The organism is Caulobacter rhizosphaerae (genome assembly GCF_010977555.1).
GTDB lineage: Bacteria > Pseudomonadota > Alphaproteobacteria > Caulobacterales > Caulobacteraceae > Caulobacter > Caulobacter rhizosphaerae.
In genome coordinates this window covers 1,483,562-1,495,900 of record NZ_CP048815.1, presented here as the reverse complement: position 1 = coordinate 1,495,900, position 12,339 = coordinate 1,483,562, and the positions used below count along the sequence as shown (strand labels likewise).

Below are 12,339 nucleotides of genomic sequence, written 5' to 3'. Positions count from 1 at the left end.
GGCCTCGTGCTGACCCCGTCGCTCATCCCTTGTATTGAAGTGTCGGCCTTGCTCCATGAACCTTGTTTGAACGACTCCGCCTATCCAAGATTGTCCAAAAAGGGGGATCCGCCATGACCGCCAGACCACAGGACGTACTGGGCTTCTGGGCCGCCGCCGGTCCCGAAAAATGGTTCGCCAAGTCCGACGCCTTCGACGACGCCATCCGATTGAAGTTCGAGCCCGTCCATCTGGCCGCCGCCCGTGGCAAGTACGACGCCTGGGCCGCCGAAGCGCAGGGCGCCCTGGCGCTGGTGATCCTGCTGGACCAGTTCCCCCGCAACCTCTACCGCGACAGCGGCCACGCCTTCGCCACCGACGGCAAGGCCCGCGCCATCGCCGCCGCCGCGGTGGCCGCCGGCCACGACAAGGCCGTCGCGGCCGAACTGCGGCCTTTCTTTTACCTGCCCTACGAGCACTCCGAATCCCTGGCCGACCAGGAAACCAGCATCGCCCTGTTCGAGGGGCTGCTGAAGGACACCGGCGACGCCGACAGTCTGAAATGGGCCATCGCCCACCGGGACATCATCGCCCGCTTCGGCCGCTTCCCCCACCGAAACAAGGCCCTGGGCCGAAGCACGACGTCGGCCGAGCAGGCTTTCCTGGACGAAGGCGGCTTCGCGGGCTGACGCGAGCTTGGCCGCGCCCTTCGCGCAAGCTAAGGTTGGCGCTCGAAGTCTGGGATTACTGGAGCACATCATGAAACTGCTATCGGGCCTGCTCACGGCCGGCCTCACGCTGTCGATCCTCGCGCCGAGCGCGGCCTTGGCCCAGGCCAAACCGAGCAACGCCCAGAAGCTCCAGACCCAGGCCGTCGCCGAGATCCCCCACTGCGCCCGCAAGCTGGGCACCCTGTCGATCATGGACGGCGACGATACGCGCGGCTGGATGCAGTACAATCTGGCCTCGCCGCAGAAGCTGCTGAAGGCCATGGTCCAGAAGTCGGGCTGCTTCAATCTGGTCGACCGCGGCGCGGGGCTCAACGCCGCCCAGATCGAGCGCAACATCGGCGGCAATCTGGGCCTGCAGCGTGGCTCCAACGTCGGCCAGGGGCAGGTCAAGGCCGCCGACTACGTCCTGGTGGCCGAGGTCCAGGCCAGCGACGGCAACGCCGGCGGCGGCGCGGTGGCCGGCGCCATCGGCGGCCTGATCGGCGGCCGCGTCGGCGGGCTGGTCGGCGGCATCAAGACCAAGAAGCTGGAAGCCAACACCGTGCTGTCGCTGACCAACGTGCGCACCACCGAGACGATGGCCGTGCAGGAAGGCTACGCGGCCAAGAACGACATCGGCTGGGGCGCGGGCGGCGGCTGGGGCTTTGGCGGCGCCGTGGGCGGCGGCTACGAGGACACCGAGATCGGCCGGATCATCACCCTGTCGTTCATCAACAGCTACACCAAGCTGGTCACCGACCTGGGCCTGCTGTCGACGACGACCACGGCCGCGGCGGACGCGCCGTCCAAGACCTTCGTGGCCACCCGCGTGACCAACATGCGCGCCACGGCCGCGGCCGGCGGCAAGCTGATCCGCGCCCTGCCCGCCGGCGCCATCGTCTACCCCACCGGGACCAAGAACGGCCTGTGGTGGGAAGTGGCCGACGAGAACGACAATGTCGGCTGGGTGCTGAACACCGGCCTGGAGCCGGCGCGGTAGGCCAGCGAACGACCCGCGACAAGACGCCCCGCCCGAGTCCTCGAGCGGGGCGTTTTTGTGATTGGCCATCCCGACGATTCGCGTAGGACAGTGGCCCCATGAACGCCCACGCGCCCGTCCACGCCGATCCCGCCGCCGCCGACCATCCCGAGCGGCAATACCTGAACCTGCTCGCCGACATCCTTGCGAACGGCGTCCAGCGCGGCGACCGCACCGGCACCGGCACCCTGGGCGTGTTCGGCCGGCAGATCCGCTTCGACCTGTCGAAGGGCTTCCCGGTCCTGACCACCAAGAAGCTGCACCTGCGCTCGATCATCGTCGAGCTGCTGTGGTTCCTGCGCGGCGACACCAACGTGAAGTACCTGCAGGACAACGGCTGCAAGATCTGGGACGAGTGGGCCGACGAGAACGGCGACCTGGGGCCCGTCTACGGCAAGCAATGGCGCTCGTGGGCCGCGCCGAACGGCCAGTCCATCGACCAGATCGCCAACCTCGTCGAGGGCCTGAAGACCAACCCCAACAGCCGCCGCCACATCGTCAGCGCCTGGAACCCGGCCGATGTCGAGGACATGGCCCTGCCGCCCTGCCACTGCCTGTTCCAGTTCTTCGTCGCCGATGGAAAGCTGAGCTGCCAGCTCTACCAGCGCAGCGCCGACGTCTTCCTGGGCGTGCCGTTCAACATCGCCTCCTACGCCCTGCTGACGATCATGGTCGCCCAAGTGGTGGGGCTTGAGCCCGGCGAGTTCGTCCACACCTTCGGCGACGCGCACCTGTACCTGAACCACCTGGACCAGGCCCGCGAGCAGATCCAGCGCGAGCCCAAGCCCTTCCCCACCCTGAAGATGGCCGACAAGCGCGACCTGTTCGCGTTCGAATACGAGGACTTCCAGTTGGAAGGCTACGAGGCCCACCCGCACATCAAGGCCGCGGTCGCGGTTTGAGCAGCGCCCAGGACCGAGACGCATACGAGCGGGTGGTCGCCCAACGACAGCGCAACAACATCATGGTCGAGCTGGAGCGCCTCGCCGAAGGCGCCGACGCCGTGCGTCCTTGGGGCTTTGTCGAATATTTCGAAGGGTTCTTCATGGAGGTCCCCTACGAGGGCGTCCTCCCAAACCAGGCCATGACTGCGGACGAGATCACGGCGTTGACTGCCTTCCTCGTCAAGTTCCGCGAGGCTTGCGACGCGACTCCCAAGACCATGACTGATCGGGCCTTCGTGGCAAGCGGCTGGCCGGCCGCGCTGGCGCCGCTCGCGACCGCGACCCTGGCCGTCTTTGCCCGACGAGGTCTGATGGATATCGAAAAGGTCGACCCGCTATGACCTGGGCCACCGACCGGCTCGACCAGATCAAGGGCGGCGAGGTTGTTTTCCCGCCCGTCGTCCAGACCCTGAGGCTCGGCGGCCTGGACGACTGGGGCGAGGGCTGGGTCCGCAAGACCTGGACGCCGGCCCCGGAGCTGCTCAACAGCGACGGCTCGCTGTTCGGCGGCTACATCGCCGCCTTGGCCGACCAAATCCTGGCCTTCACGGCCATGACCGTCGCCCCGGCCGACGCGATGTTCCGCACCAGCAACCTGAAGATCGACTTCATCCGTGTGGGTAAGGCCGAGGTTCTGGCGATCGAAGGCCGGGTGGTCGCCCGGACCAGGGGCATGATCCATGTCGAGGCCGACTTCCGCCGTCCCGACGGCGAACTGATCGCCCGGGCCGGCGCCCAGCAGATTGTCGTCCCTTTCGGCGGCTGAACCGTCCGCCGGCGTCGCAAATCCGACAGAGCGGTGGCCGCAGCGCCCGACGCAGGGTAAACTTGTCCCATGTCCGTTATCCTGACCGTCGGCCCAGTGGCTCGCTCCCTCAACGGCGTCATCGGCCGGGACAACGACCTGCCATGGCGGCTGAAATCCGACTTGGCGATCTTCAAGGCCTGTACGATGGGCAAGCCGGTGATCATGGGACGCAAGACCTGGGACAGCCTGCCGCGCAAGCCCCTGCCGGGGCGGATGAACATCGTGCTGTCGCGCGACGGTTCGTTCGAGCCGCCCCAGGCCGTGGTCTGCGAGAGCTTCCTGGAGGCCGTGCAGATGGCCAAGGAACAGGCGGCCGAGGACGGCGTCGATGAAGTCTGCGTGATCGGCGGCCGCGCCCTGTTCGAGACCGCCCTGCCCAAGGCCAAGCGGCTGTACCTGACCGAGGTCCAGGCCGAGGTTCAGGGCGACGTCAGCTTTCCCGCTTTCGACGAGGCGGCCTGGACCGAGGTGCGTCGCGAGGAGCACCCCGCCGGTCCCGACGACGACCACGCCTTCGTCTTCCGCGTCCTGGAGCGTCGATGATGACCGTCCGTCCCCGCGCCATGACCGGCCTTCTCTGCAGCCTCGCCCTTTCCGTGGGCATGGCCGACGCCGCCAGGGCGGATATCGGCCTGGGCCAGGGCGACAGCCTGGCGCGGGCGGCGGCCACCGACGTGGTGGTGTTCAACGTGGTCAAGGTGCGCCCCCTGGACGGCGGCGAGGTCGCCAGTTGCCGGGTGTTCGGCCGAGCCATCCGGGCCGAGCGGGGCAAGCGCTTCAGGCCGCGCCAATCGGTGCGCCTCATTGTCCCCTGCGCGACCCAGGGCGCCGAAGCCTCGGACGCCACGCCCAAATGGGTGGACCGCGAGGCCCTGGTGCGCTCGGCCCACGGCCGCGCCTTCCTGGGCAGTGACGGCGGGCTGATCGCCTACGAGCTCTACGATCTGAACTGAAGCGCCGCGCGTCCTTCGAGGCTCGGCTGCGCCTCGCGCCTCAGGATGAGGAATTCAATGCGAAAAGAGTCCTCATCCTGAGGCGCCCGCGTCAGCGGGCCTCGAAGGACGCAAGGCGCTTGCCGCGCCGTTCAAACGCCCGTTTACTCCCACAACGCGCCCGCGAGAGGCGCAGATGCCGGGAGAGACGCATGGAACTGGAACTCCTCGCCGAGGGTCTGCAATTCCCTGAGGGCCCAATCGCCATGGCCGACGGCTCGGTGATCCTCGTCGAGATGCAGGGCCAGGTCCTGACCCGGGTGCGTTCCGACGGGGGCAAGGAGACGGTGGCCGAGGTCCCCGGCGGCCCCAACGGCGCGGCGATCGGTCCGGATGGCGCGATCTATGTCGCCAACAACGGCGGCAGCTTCCAGTTCATCGACATGGGCGGCCTCAACGTGCCCGGCCCCACCCCGCCCACGCACACGGGCGGCTCGATCCAGCGGGTCGATCTGGCGACGGGCGCGGTGACCACCCTCTACACCGAATGCGACGGCAAACGGCTCGTGGGCCCCAACGACCTGATCTTCGATCGGCAGGGCGGCTTCTGGTTCACCGACCACGGCTGCAGCACGCCAGACGGCCGGAAATACGGCGCGCTCTACTACGCCCTGCCCGACGGCTCGAAGATCACCCGCTGGCGCGACCACCTCATCTCGCCCAACGGCGTGGGCCTTTCGCCCGACGAGAAGACCGTCTACATGGCCGACACCCTGCTGGGCCGGCTGTGGTCGTTCGACGTGGTCGAGCCCGGCGTGCTGGCCGATCCCGCGCCGCTGCAGCCGGGAAACGTGATCTGCAACCTGCCGGGCTACCAGCTGCTGGACAGCCTGGCGGTCGAGGCCGACGGCAGGGTCTGCGTGGCGACGATCATCAACGGCGGCGTCACCGCCTTCTCGCCCGATGGGACGACCGAGCACTACGCCGTGCCCGACGTGATCGTGACCAATATCTGCTTCGGTGGAACCGACATGCGCGACGCCTGGATCACCGCTTCGGGGACCGGCAAGCTATACAAGGCCCGATGGCCCCGGCCGGGATTGAAACTGAACTTCAAGGCGTGAAGCCGTCTTTTGTGACCGGAATTCACAAGTCCAGGTTCTGGCCTTGATCTAGTTTCGGGCCGCGGCGGGCCCATTTTTGGCTCCCCGACCATGGAGCCCGGCGATGGACCTCAAACTGAACGACAAGACCGCCCTGGTGACCGGCTCGACGGCCGGCATCGGCCTGGAGATCGCCCGCGCCCTCGCCGTGGAGGGCGCCAAGGTGTTCGTCACCGGCCGGGCCCAGGACAAGCTGGACGCGGCGGTCGCGGACATCCGGGCCTCCGGCGGCGAGAAGATCGAAGGCGTATTGGCCGACGCCGCCACCGCCGACGGCGCGGCCGCGATCCTGGAGGCGGTTCCAGCCGTCGACATCCTGGTCAACAACCTGGGCATCTATGAGATGAAGGCCTTCGTCGACATTTCGGACGAGGACTGGCTGCATCTGTTCGAGGTCAATGTGATGAGCGGCGTGCGGCTGTCGCGCGGCTACTTCCCCGGCATGCTGGAGCGCGACTGGGGCCGGGTGATCTTCATCTCCAGCGAGTCCGGCCTCGCGATCCCTGGCGAGATGGTCCACTACGGCATGACCAAGAGCGCCCAGCTGGCGGTCGCGCGCGGCATGGCCCAGCAGACCAAGGGCACGGGCGTGACGGTCAATTCGGTCCTGCCCGGTCCGACCCGCGCGGCGGCCATCGCCGACTTCCTAAAGAGCGTGTCCAGCAATCCGGACGCCTCGCCCGAGGAGCACGAGGCCGAGTTCTTCACCAAGCACCGCTCGTCGTCCCTGCTGCAACGGATGATCGAACCGCAGGAGATCGCCAGCTTGGTCGCCTATGTCGCCAGCCCGCTTTCGGCGGCCACCAACGGCGCTTCGCTGAAGGCCGAGGGCGGACTGGTCACGACGATCGCTTAGCTATTTGTCCCTTCCCTCCCCACGAGAGGGAGGGAAAACTTTGTTCTAGTACAGCACCCCCAGCGCCGAGCGCTCGAAGCTCTTCAACTCGTCCTCGCGGCCGTCGCGGATCTTCACCACCCACTCGGGATCCTGCAGGATGGCGCGACCGACGCCGACGAGGTCGAACTCGTCGCGCTCCAGGCGCTCAAGCAGGCCGTCGATCGAGGCGGGCTGGCTGCCTTCGCCGCCGAACGCCGCGATGAACTCGCCCGACAGGCCCACCGAGCCGACGGTGATGGTCGGGGCGCCGGTGAGCTTCTTGGCCCAGCCCGCGAAGTTCAGGTCGCTGCCCTCGAACTCCGGCTCCCAGAACCGGCGTTGCGAACAGTGGAAGATGTCGGCGCCGGCGTCGGCCAGGGGCTGCAGCCAGGCTTCCAGCAGCTGGGGGGTCTCGGCGTTTTTGACCGCGTAGTCCTGCTGCTTCCACTGCGACAGACGGATGATCACCGGATAGTCGGGGCCGACGGCGGCGCGGACGGCCTTGAGGATCTCGGCGGCGAACTTGCTGCGCTCGGAGATGCCAGGACCGCCGAAGGCGTCGCCGCGGACATTGGTGCCGTTCCAGAAAAACTGGTCGATCAGGTAGCCGTGAGCGCCGTGCAGCTCGACGGCGTCGAAGCCCAGGGCCTTGGCGTTGGCGGCGGCGCTGGCGAAGGCGGCGATGGTGTCGGCCACCTCCTCATCGGTCATCGGCTCGGTAAAGGGATTGCCGCCGGGCTTGGACAGGCCCGAGGGGCTATCGATCTTGCCCAGCACGTCCTTGCCCTTGGCCGAACCCACGTGCCACAGCTGCGGGGCGATCAGGCCGCCGGCCGCGTGGACCTCGACGACCACCTTCTTCCAGGCCGCCAGCTCCTTCTCGCCATGGAAGCGCGGGATGTTGGCGTCGTTCAGCGAGGCCGGCCGGGCCACCCCAGTGCCTTCGGTGACGATCAACCCGACCTGGTTCTCGGCGCGCCGACGGTAATAGGCGGCGACCTCGTCAGTGGCCACGCCGCCGGGCGAGAACGACCGGGTCATGGGGGCCATCACCACCCGGTTCGGCAGCTTCAGCGACTTGAATTCGAACGGCTTGAACAGGGCGTCGAGGGCCATGGGCGGCTCCGAAAGGGCTAGGTTAGCAGCGGTTATAAGGGTGGGTTGCGTTTAAAGACGATAGAGAAAAACTAAGGCCCTCCCCCTGTGGGGGAGGTGATCGCGAAGCGATCGGTGGGGGGAGCTCTTGGATCGCGATCCAGGTCGTGGCAGCCTGCCGATCACTCCCCCCTCCGTCGGCTGCGCCGACACCTCCCCCACAGGGGGAGGACCGACATGGCCGACCCTCACAAACCCAACACCAGCTTGGTGATGATGTTCTTCTGGATCTCGCTGGACCCCGCATAGATCGTGGTCTTGCGGTAGTTGAAGTAGGACGGGGCGACGGGGCCGGCATGGTCCGGGCCCGCGCGGCCGTCATTGGTCGTCGCCCAGGTGTCGCGCACGAACGGCGCGGCGTAGGTCCCCACCGCCTCGAGGGCCAGTTCGGTGATCGCCTGCTGGGTTTCCGATCCGGCCAGCTTCAGCATCGACGAGGCCGGCCCCACCGCCTTGCCGGCCCCGCGCCCGGAAAACACCCGCAGCTCGGTGGCGTTCAGCGACTCCACGGCGATCTCCAGCTCGGCGATCCGGGCGCGGAAATCGGGATCGTCGATCAGCGCCCCGCCGGCGTCGGATCGCTCCAGGGCCGCGATCTTCTTGACCTTGCGCAGCATGTGCATCAGCCCGGGCGCATAGGCGTTGCCGCGCTCGAACTCCAGCAGGTACTTGGCGTAGGTCCAGCCCTTGTTCTCCTCGCCGATGCGATTGGCGACCGGCACGCGGACATTGTCGAAGAAGACCTGGTTGATCTCCTGCTCGCCCTCGGCCGGACCGTCCAGGGTGGGCAGCGGCTTGATCTGGATGCCCGGCAGGGTCATCGGCAGCAGCAGGAAGCTGATGCCCTCTTGCGGCTTGCCCGCGCTCGAAGTGCGCACCAGGCAGAACATCCAGTCGGCCCACTGGGCGTGGGTGGTCCAGATCTTCGAGCCGTTCAGCACGTAGTCGTCGCCGTCCCGCTCGGCTTTCATCTGCAGGCTGGCCAGGTCCGAGCCCGAACCGGGTTCGGAATAGCCCTGGCACCACCAGATGTCGGACGACAGGATCGGCGGCAGGTGCTGGGCCTTCTGCTCGGGCGTGCCGAAGGCCATGACCACCGGCGCGCACATCTTCAGCCCCATCGGAGAGGGATGCGGCGTGCCGGCCAGCGACATCTCCATGTTGAAGATGTAGCGCTGCGATGGCGTGAAGCCCGCCCCGCCCAGCTCGACTGGCCAGTCCGGCGCGACCCAGCCGCGCTCGAACAGTTTCTTCTGCCACTTCACCTGACCGGCCTTGTCCAGGTAGCCGTTCTTCGACTGCGCCATCTTGCGGCGCAGGTCGTCGTCATAGGCCGTGGCGATCCAGTCGCGGACCTCGTGCTGGAAGGCCAGATCCTCGGGCGAGAAGGCGAGATCCAAGGCCCCTACTCCACCGCGTCGAGATATTCGATCTCGGGCCGGTCGGCCATGAACGGCCCCATGGCCGCGCCGGCGGCCTTGAAATAATCGGTCTCGCCGTGATGCTTAAGGGCGTCCTGCGAGGCGTAGAGCTCCAGCACCTTGTAGGTTCCGGCCTCGGTCCGGCTGCGAGTCAGCTGATAGACGAGGCAGCCCGGCTCGTTGGCTTTCACCCTGTTCTGCAGGTCGAGGAAGACCTTTTCGAAGTCCGCCGTCTTGTCCGGCTGCACCTTCAGCACCGCCACCACGCCGATCATGTCGTCCTCCCGAGGCCTTGCCGGCCAAACACTTGTTTGAACGCAGTGTCGGGGAAGCGGCGGCGAAGGGCAAGGGGCTTGCTGAGCTTGGTCGCCAGGGCGGAGCTAACGGGCCCACGGGATCGGCGCCGGTCGACTCGCCAGGCGTCGGCTTTCGGCGCTGGCCTGCTGGACCGCGATGATATGCCCGGGTTCGAAAGGCAGTTCGCTGCCTTCCCAAAATTCACTGTTCTGCTGGATCGCCGATGGTTCGTTGTCGAGCATGCCGAGATAGCCGCCTGGCGTTCGCTCCCGCACGATGACCCACATTCGTTCGAAAGCCTCGGGCTCCTCGGCGCTGTCGACGGCGATTCTGAAGATCAGCTTGGCGAAGTCGCCGGGCTGAAGGATCTGGCGCACCGCCAAGTCTGGAATGGGAAACGTCGCCGGCGCACGGCGATGATAGTCTTCGCCGTCTTCGAGGCTCCAGCCGTCAACGCTGAAATCAGGTTGTCGCATGGAACTCTAGACCGCGGCGCGAGATCAGCGCCGCTCGTTCCAGCCATAGGCCACCCACGAATGGCCGCCCATGTGACGGGCCTCGATCAGGCCGGGGTCGCCGCTGGCAGCGGCGGCGGGCGCGTGGCGGCCACGGAACGCGAAGGCGGCGAGGCCGAGCAAGGCGGTGGCCATGAAGCCGATCACCACCAGGGTGGCGGCGAACACCACCGCGATCACCGCGGCGGCGGCGACGGCGATCGAGGTCGCCACGGCGCCGGCGAGCGTCACCAGGCTGCGCCAAGCGATACCGGTAGCCTTGCCTGTCTCCATGGTCGTCCTCGCAGGCGTGCCCCGCCTTATGAATCAAGATGGGGCGCCAGTCCTGAACGTCAACTGAACACCCGGCGGATCGTTCCGTAAAATGAATTCGGCGCTAACCATGGCGAATTGGCGGCCTCGGGCGAGCCGCGCGACGCCCTAGTTGGCGCCGAGACCCGCCAATTCGCGCCGTTCGCGCATCACCGTGCTGAAGGCGGCGTTGATCGCCGCCGACTTGGCCTCGGCCACCTCGATGAACTCCAGCGGCAGGCCGCGGGCCCGGGCGCGGTCGGGGTGAGCCTCCGACATCGCCGCGCGCCAGGCCGAGTGCACCACCGCGTCGTCGGCGTCGGCCGGCACGTCGAGGATGCGATAGGGGTCGTCCGGGCCCGTGCCGACGTGGGTGGCCGTCAGGCGGCGGAACGAGAGCGGCGACATGCCGAACAGGTCGGCCACCCGTTCCAGATAGCTCAGTTCGTCCTGAGTCACCGCCCCGTCGGCCTTGGCGATGTGGAACAGGCCGTCCAGCACGTCCTCGAGGATCTGCGGGCAGGTGCGGTAGCGCTTGGCCAGCCGCTTGGCGTAGCTCTCGAAGCCATGCGTCGTTTGGCGGGCCAGGTCGTACAGGCGGTGGATATTGTTCTCTGACTCGGGGGCGGGGTGGAACACCTCGGCGAAGGCGGCGTATTCGTCGCCGTCGGCCGAGCCGTCGGCCTTGGCCAGCTTCGCGCCCAGCGCCGTGACCGCGGTCGAGAAGGCCGGGTCCTGACCAGGCAGACCCGGCGGACACTCCTGGCACTCGGCCATGTCCAGCCGGCGCGCGGCGAGAGTTGCGATGTTACGCCAGAAGGTCATGCCGTGACGAAAGTCCAGAAGCGTGGCGGAGTGATGACGGCGGACACGTCCCCCGCCTCTCAACGGATCACGCTCCCGTTTTGCCTTCTAGCACAAAAACGCCATGTCCCCACCCGCTGCTTGCTGCGGCGCACATTGAAACTTTGTAACGTGCAGAGACCGTTGCGACTCACGCGACGCTTGGCCACGCACAGGAATCTTTGCCGCAAGCGGGAGCGCTTTCGCCGATCCAACCGTTATGGCGACGCTTGGTCGACCGCGGTGCAAAACATCCGGCGCCACGTTCTGGTCTCAAACGGGCCGGAAATGCTCTATTCGAACGCGACCGACTCTCTGAGCGACGCCCTACAAGAGGACCTCCGCCCGCATGGCGACCGCCTTCCTTCTCGCCCTGGCCCTGATCGCCCAGGACGCTCCGGTGTCCACCGCGCCGACCGCTTCGGCTCCCCCGCCCCGCACCCAGCCCGCCGCGACCGCCCCGACCGACGACTACGGCTATGTCGGCTGGTGCTACGGCGCGCTGGGCGGTTATGTCGAGCTGTACGACAAGGTGATGCCGGAGGTGACCCGCATCGAGAAGACCTTCCCCGGCCCCGACGGCTTCAACGCGGCCATGAAGGAATATCCGGCGATGCGCGCCCAGGCCAAGAAGGACCTGGCGACCTATCGCTCGGCGATCGTCGCGGCTGAGAAGGCCAGCCCCCGCCCGATTTCGGAATATGGCGCGGCGGCGATCAAGAAGGGCCACTCGGTCTGGACCGGCGCCGACCAGATCGACAAGGCCCGCCTGGCCCAGGTGTGGATGAGCTGGAGCCCGCCCAGCGACTGCGACACCCGGGCCAAGACGCTTGAGACCAAGTCCAACCTGTTCGGCCAGGCCCTGAACTACAACGTCAAGAAGGACGCCGCGCCCCCCGTTGAGGAGACCAAGGCTCCGGAGCCCGCGCCCACCGCCGCCGAAACCGCCGCGCCCGCGAGCGAACCCGAAGCGCCTCCGCCGTCGGTCGCGGAAGCTGCGCCGGCCGAGACTCCTGCAGCCCCGGCTCCGGTCGCAACGCCGGCCGTGGCGAAGCCTACGACCAAGCCAGCCGCCAAGAAGACCGCGACCGCTTTGCCGCCGATCGGCGCCAAGCCCGCCGCCATGCCGATCGCCGCCAAGGGCGAGATCATCATCGACCCGAACGATCCCAAGCCCTGCGCCGGCAGCCTGGTCCCGGCCAAGCGCGGCGGCAAGAACGTGCTGATCTGCAAGGCGGACTGAAGCGGATCGACATTCAAGGCGCCGCGTGGTCCTCGTCCTTCGACAAGCTCAGGATGAGGACCAGGCTCGACGGCAAGAAAACCTCATCCTTAGCCTGTCGAAGGACGAGGTTTCTGATCCCG

At 67.4% G+C, this 12,339-nt stretch carries 16 protein-coding genes and 2 pseudogenes; 11 read left to right on the top strand and 7 right to left on the bottom strand.

The annotated features are described in order from the left end of the window. Positions 1-113: 113 nt before the first annotated feature. The 10 genes and pseudogenes from G3M57_RS06995 (at position 114) to G3M57_RS06955 (ending at position 6,431) form a co-directional block, all read left to right on the top strand. Positions 114-668 carry a DUF924 family protein gene (locus G3M57_RS06995; protein WP_056761898.1) on the top strand — a complete coding sequence of 185 codons (555 nt, stop codon included), beginning with the start codon at positions 114-116 and terminating at the stop codon, positions 666-668. 70 nt (positions 669-738) lie between these two features. Then, positions 739-1,689 (top strand): SH3 domain-containing protein, encoded by a 951-nt coding sequence (locus tag G3M57_RS06990; RefSeq protein WP_163229644.1) that lies wholly within the window; start codon positions 739-741, stop codon positions 1,687-1,689. A gap of 98 nt (positions 1,690-1,787) precedes the next feature. Continuing rightward, positions 1,788-2,630 carry a thymidylate synthase gene (locus G3M57_RS06985; protein ID WP_163229642.1) on the top strand — a complete coding sequence of 281 codons (843 nt, stop codon included), beginning with the start codon at positions 1,788-1,790 and terminating at the stop codon, positions 2,628-2,630. Then, positions 2,627-3,013, top strand: a complete 387-nt coding sequence (locus G3M57_RS06980; RefSeq protein ID WP_163229640.1) for a hypothetical protein — start codon at positions 2,627-2,629, stop codon at positions 3,011-3,013. The genes G3M57_RS06985 and G3M57_RS06980 overlap by 4 nt, the downstream gene beginning before the upstream one ends. Continuing rightward, entirely contained in the window at positions 3,010-3,438 is a 429-nt protein-coding gene (locus tag G3M57_RS06975; protein ID WP_056761904.1) for a PaaI family thioesterase, read from the top strand. The genes G3M57_RS06980 and G3M57_RS06975 overlap by 4 nt, the downstream gene beginning before the upstream one ends. A 69-nt stretch (positions 3,439-3,507) precedes the next feature. Further along, the gene (locus tag G3M57_RS06970) at positions 3,508-4,023 is read left to right on the top strand and encodes a dihydrofolate reductase (RefSeq protein ID WP_056761906.1); all 516 of its coding nucleotides are present in this window, start codon (positions 3,508-3,510) and stop codon (positions 4,021-4,023) included. Beyond that, positions 4,023-4,433 carry a hypothetical protein gene (locus G3M57_RS06965; RefSeq protein ID WP_230983908.1) on the top strand — a complete coding sequence of 137 codons (411 nt, stop codon included), beginning with the start codon at positions 4,023-4,025 and terminating at the stop codon, positions 4,431-4,433. The genes G3M57_RS06970 and G3M57_RS06965 overlap by 1 nt, the downstream gene beginning before the upstream one ends. After that, positions 4,430-4,558: pseudogene (locus tag G3M57_RS27905) on the top strand (hypothetical protein); the annotation flags it as partial. The gene G3M57_RS06965 and the pseudogene G3M57_RS27905, both read left to right, overlap by 4 nt. 66 nt (positions 4,559-4,624) lie before the next feature. Further along, the gene (locus tag G3M57_RS06960; protein WP_163229638.1) at positions 4,625-5,536 is read left to right on the top strand and encodes an SMP-30/gluconolactonase/LRE family protein; all 912 of its coding nucleotides are present in this window, start codon (positions 4,625-4,627) and stop codon (positions 5,534-5,536) included. 103 nt (positions 5,537-5,639) lie between these two features. Then, positions 5,640-6,431, top strand: coding sequence for an SDR family NAD(P)-dependent oxidoreductase (locus tag G3M57_RS06955; protein ID WP_163229636.1), 792 nt, complete (start codon positions 5,640-5,642; stop codon positions 6,429-6,431). 45 nt (positions 6,432-6,476) lie between these two features. On the opposite strand, the gene G3M57_RS06950 is transcribed toward G3M57_RS06955, so the two are convergent. The 6 genes from G3M57_RS06950 to G3M57_RS06925 form a co-directional block, all read right to left on the bottom strand. Continuing rightward, on the bottom strand, positions 6,477-7,568 hold the full coding sequence (locus G3M57_RS06950; protein ID WP_163229634.1) for an NADH:flavin oxidoreductase: 1,092 nt from the start codon (positions 7,566-7,568) through the stop codon (positions 6,477-6,479). Positions 7,569-7,795: 227 nt separating this feature from the next. Next, positions 7,796-9,007: an acyl-CoA dehydrogenase family protein gene (locus G3M57_RS06945; protein WP_163229631.1), complete on the bottom strand. Its 1,212-nt coding sequence runs from the start codon at positions 9,005-9,007 to the stop codon at positions 7,796-7,798. A 5-nt stretch (positions 9,008-9,012) separates the two neighbouring features. Continuing rightward, positions 9,013-9,303: a putative quinol monooxygenase gene (locus G3M57_RS06940; protein WP_163229629.1), complete on the bottom strand. Its 291-nt coding sequence runs from the start codon at positions 9,301-9,303 to the stop codon at positions 9,013-9,015. 105 nt (positions 9,304-9,408) lie between these two features. After that, a complete protein-coding gene (locus G3M57_RS06935; protein ID WP_163229627.1) occupies positions 9,409-9,801 on the bottom strand; it encodes a DUF2314 domain-containing protein in 393 nt (130 codons plus the stop codon). A 24-nt stretch (positions 9,802-9,825) separates the two neighbouring features. Then, the gene (locus tag G3M57_RS06930) at positions 9,826-10,113 is read right to left on the bottom strand and encodes a hypothetical protein (protein WP_056761918.1); all 288 of its coding nucleotides are present in this window, start codon (positions 10,111-10,113) and stop codon (positions 9,826-9,828) included. A 147-nt stretch (positions 10,114-10,260) separates the two neighbouring features. Further along, a complete protein-coding gene (locus G3M57_RS06925; protein WP_056761920.1) occupies positions 10,261-10,956 on the bottom strand; it encodes a J domain-containing protein in 696 nt (231 codons plus the stop codon). A 367-nt stretch (positions 10,957-11,323) separates the two neighbouring features. Here G3M57_RS06925 and G3M57_RS06920 point away from each other — a divergent pair, with 367 nt between their 5' ends. Further along, positions 11,324-12,217 carry a hypothetical protein gene (locus G3M57_RS06920; RefSeq protein WP_056761922.1) on the top strand — a complete coding sequence of 298 codons (894 nt, stop codon included), beginning with the start codon at positions 11,324-11,326 and terminating at the stop codon, positions 12,215-12,217. Positions 12,218-12,246: 29 nt separating this feature from the next. On the opposite strand, the pseudogene G3M57_RS27900 reads toward G3M57_RS06920, so the two are convergent. Continuing rightward, positions 12,247-12,335 (bottom strand): annotated as a pseudogene (locus G3M57_RS27900) (hypothetical protein); the annotation flags it as partial. Positions 12,336-12,339 lie beyond the last annotated feature (4 nt).

Excerpts from the sequence above, each read along its gene's own strand:
- G3M57_RS06995 (WP_056761898.1), top strand. The coding sequence starts at position 114 with ATGACCGCCAGACCACAGGACGTACTGGGCTTCTGGGCCGCCGCCGGT.
- G3M57_RS06990 (WP_163229644.1), top strand. The coding sequence starts at position 739 with ATGAAACTGCTATCGGGCCTGCTCACGGCCGGCCTCACGCTGTCGATC.
- G3M57_RS06985 (WP_163229642.1), top strand. The coding sequence starts at position 1,788 with ATGAACGCCCACGCGCCCGTCCACGCCGATCCCGCCGCCGCCGACCAT.
- G3M57_RS06975 (WP_056761904.1), top strand. The coding sequence starts at position 3,010 with ATGACCTGGGCCACCGACCGGCTCGACCAGATCAAGGGCGGCGAGGTT.
- G3M57_RS06970 (WP_056761906.1), top strand. The coding sequence starts at position 3,508 with ATGTCCGTTATCCTGACCGTCGGCCCAGTGGCTCGCTCCCTCAACGGC.
- G3M57_RS06965 (WP_230983908.1), top strand. The coding sequence starts at position 4,023 with ATGACCGTCCGTCCCCGCGCCATGACCGGCCTTCTCTGCAGCCTCGCC.
- G3M57_RS06960 (WP_163229638.1), top strand. The coding sequence starts at position 4,625 with ATGGAACTGGAACTCCTCGCCGAGGGTCTGCAATTCCCTGAGGGCCCA.
- G3M57_RS06955 (WP_163229636.1), top strand. The coding sequence starts at position 5,640 with ATGGACCTCAAACTGAACGACAAGACCGCCCTGGTGACCGGCTCGACG.
- G3M57_RS06950 (WP_163229634.1), bottom strand. The coding sequence starts at position 7,568 with ATGGCCCTCGACGCCCTGTTCAAGCCGTTCGAATTCAAGTCGCTGAAG.
- G3M57_RS06940 (WP_163229629.1), bottom strand. The coding sequence starts at position 9,303 with ATGATCGGCGTGGTGGCGGTGCTGAAGGTGCAGCCGGACAAGACGGCG.
- G3M57_RS06935 (WP_163229627.1), bottom strand. The coding sequence starts at position 9,801 with ATGCGACAACCTGATTTCAGCGTTGACGGCTGGAGCCTCGAAGACGGC.
- G3M57_RS06930 (WP_056761918.1), bottom strand. The coding sequence starts at position 10,113 with ATGGAGACAGGCAAGGCTACCGGTATCGCTTGGCGCAGCCTGGTGACG.
- G3M57_RS06925 (WP_056761920.1), bottom strand. The coding sequence starts at position 10,956 with ATGACCTTCTGGCGTAACATCGCAACTCTCGCCGCGCGCCGGCTGGAC.
- G3M57_RS06920 (WP_056761922.1), top strand. The coding sequence starts at position 11,324 with ATGGCGACCGCCTTCCTTCTCGCCCTGGCCCTGATCGCCCAGGACGCT.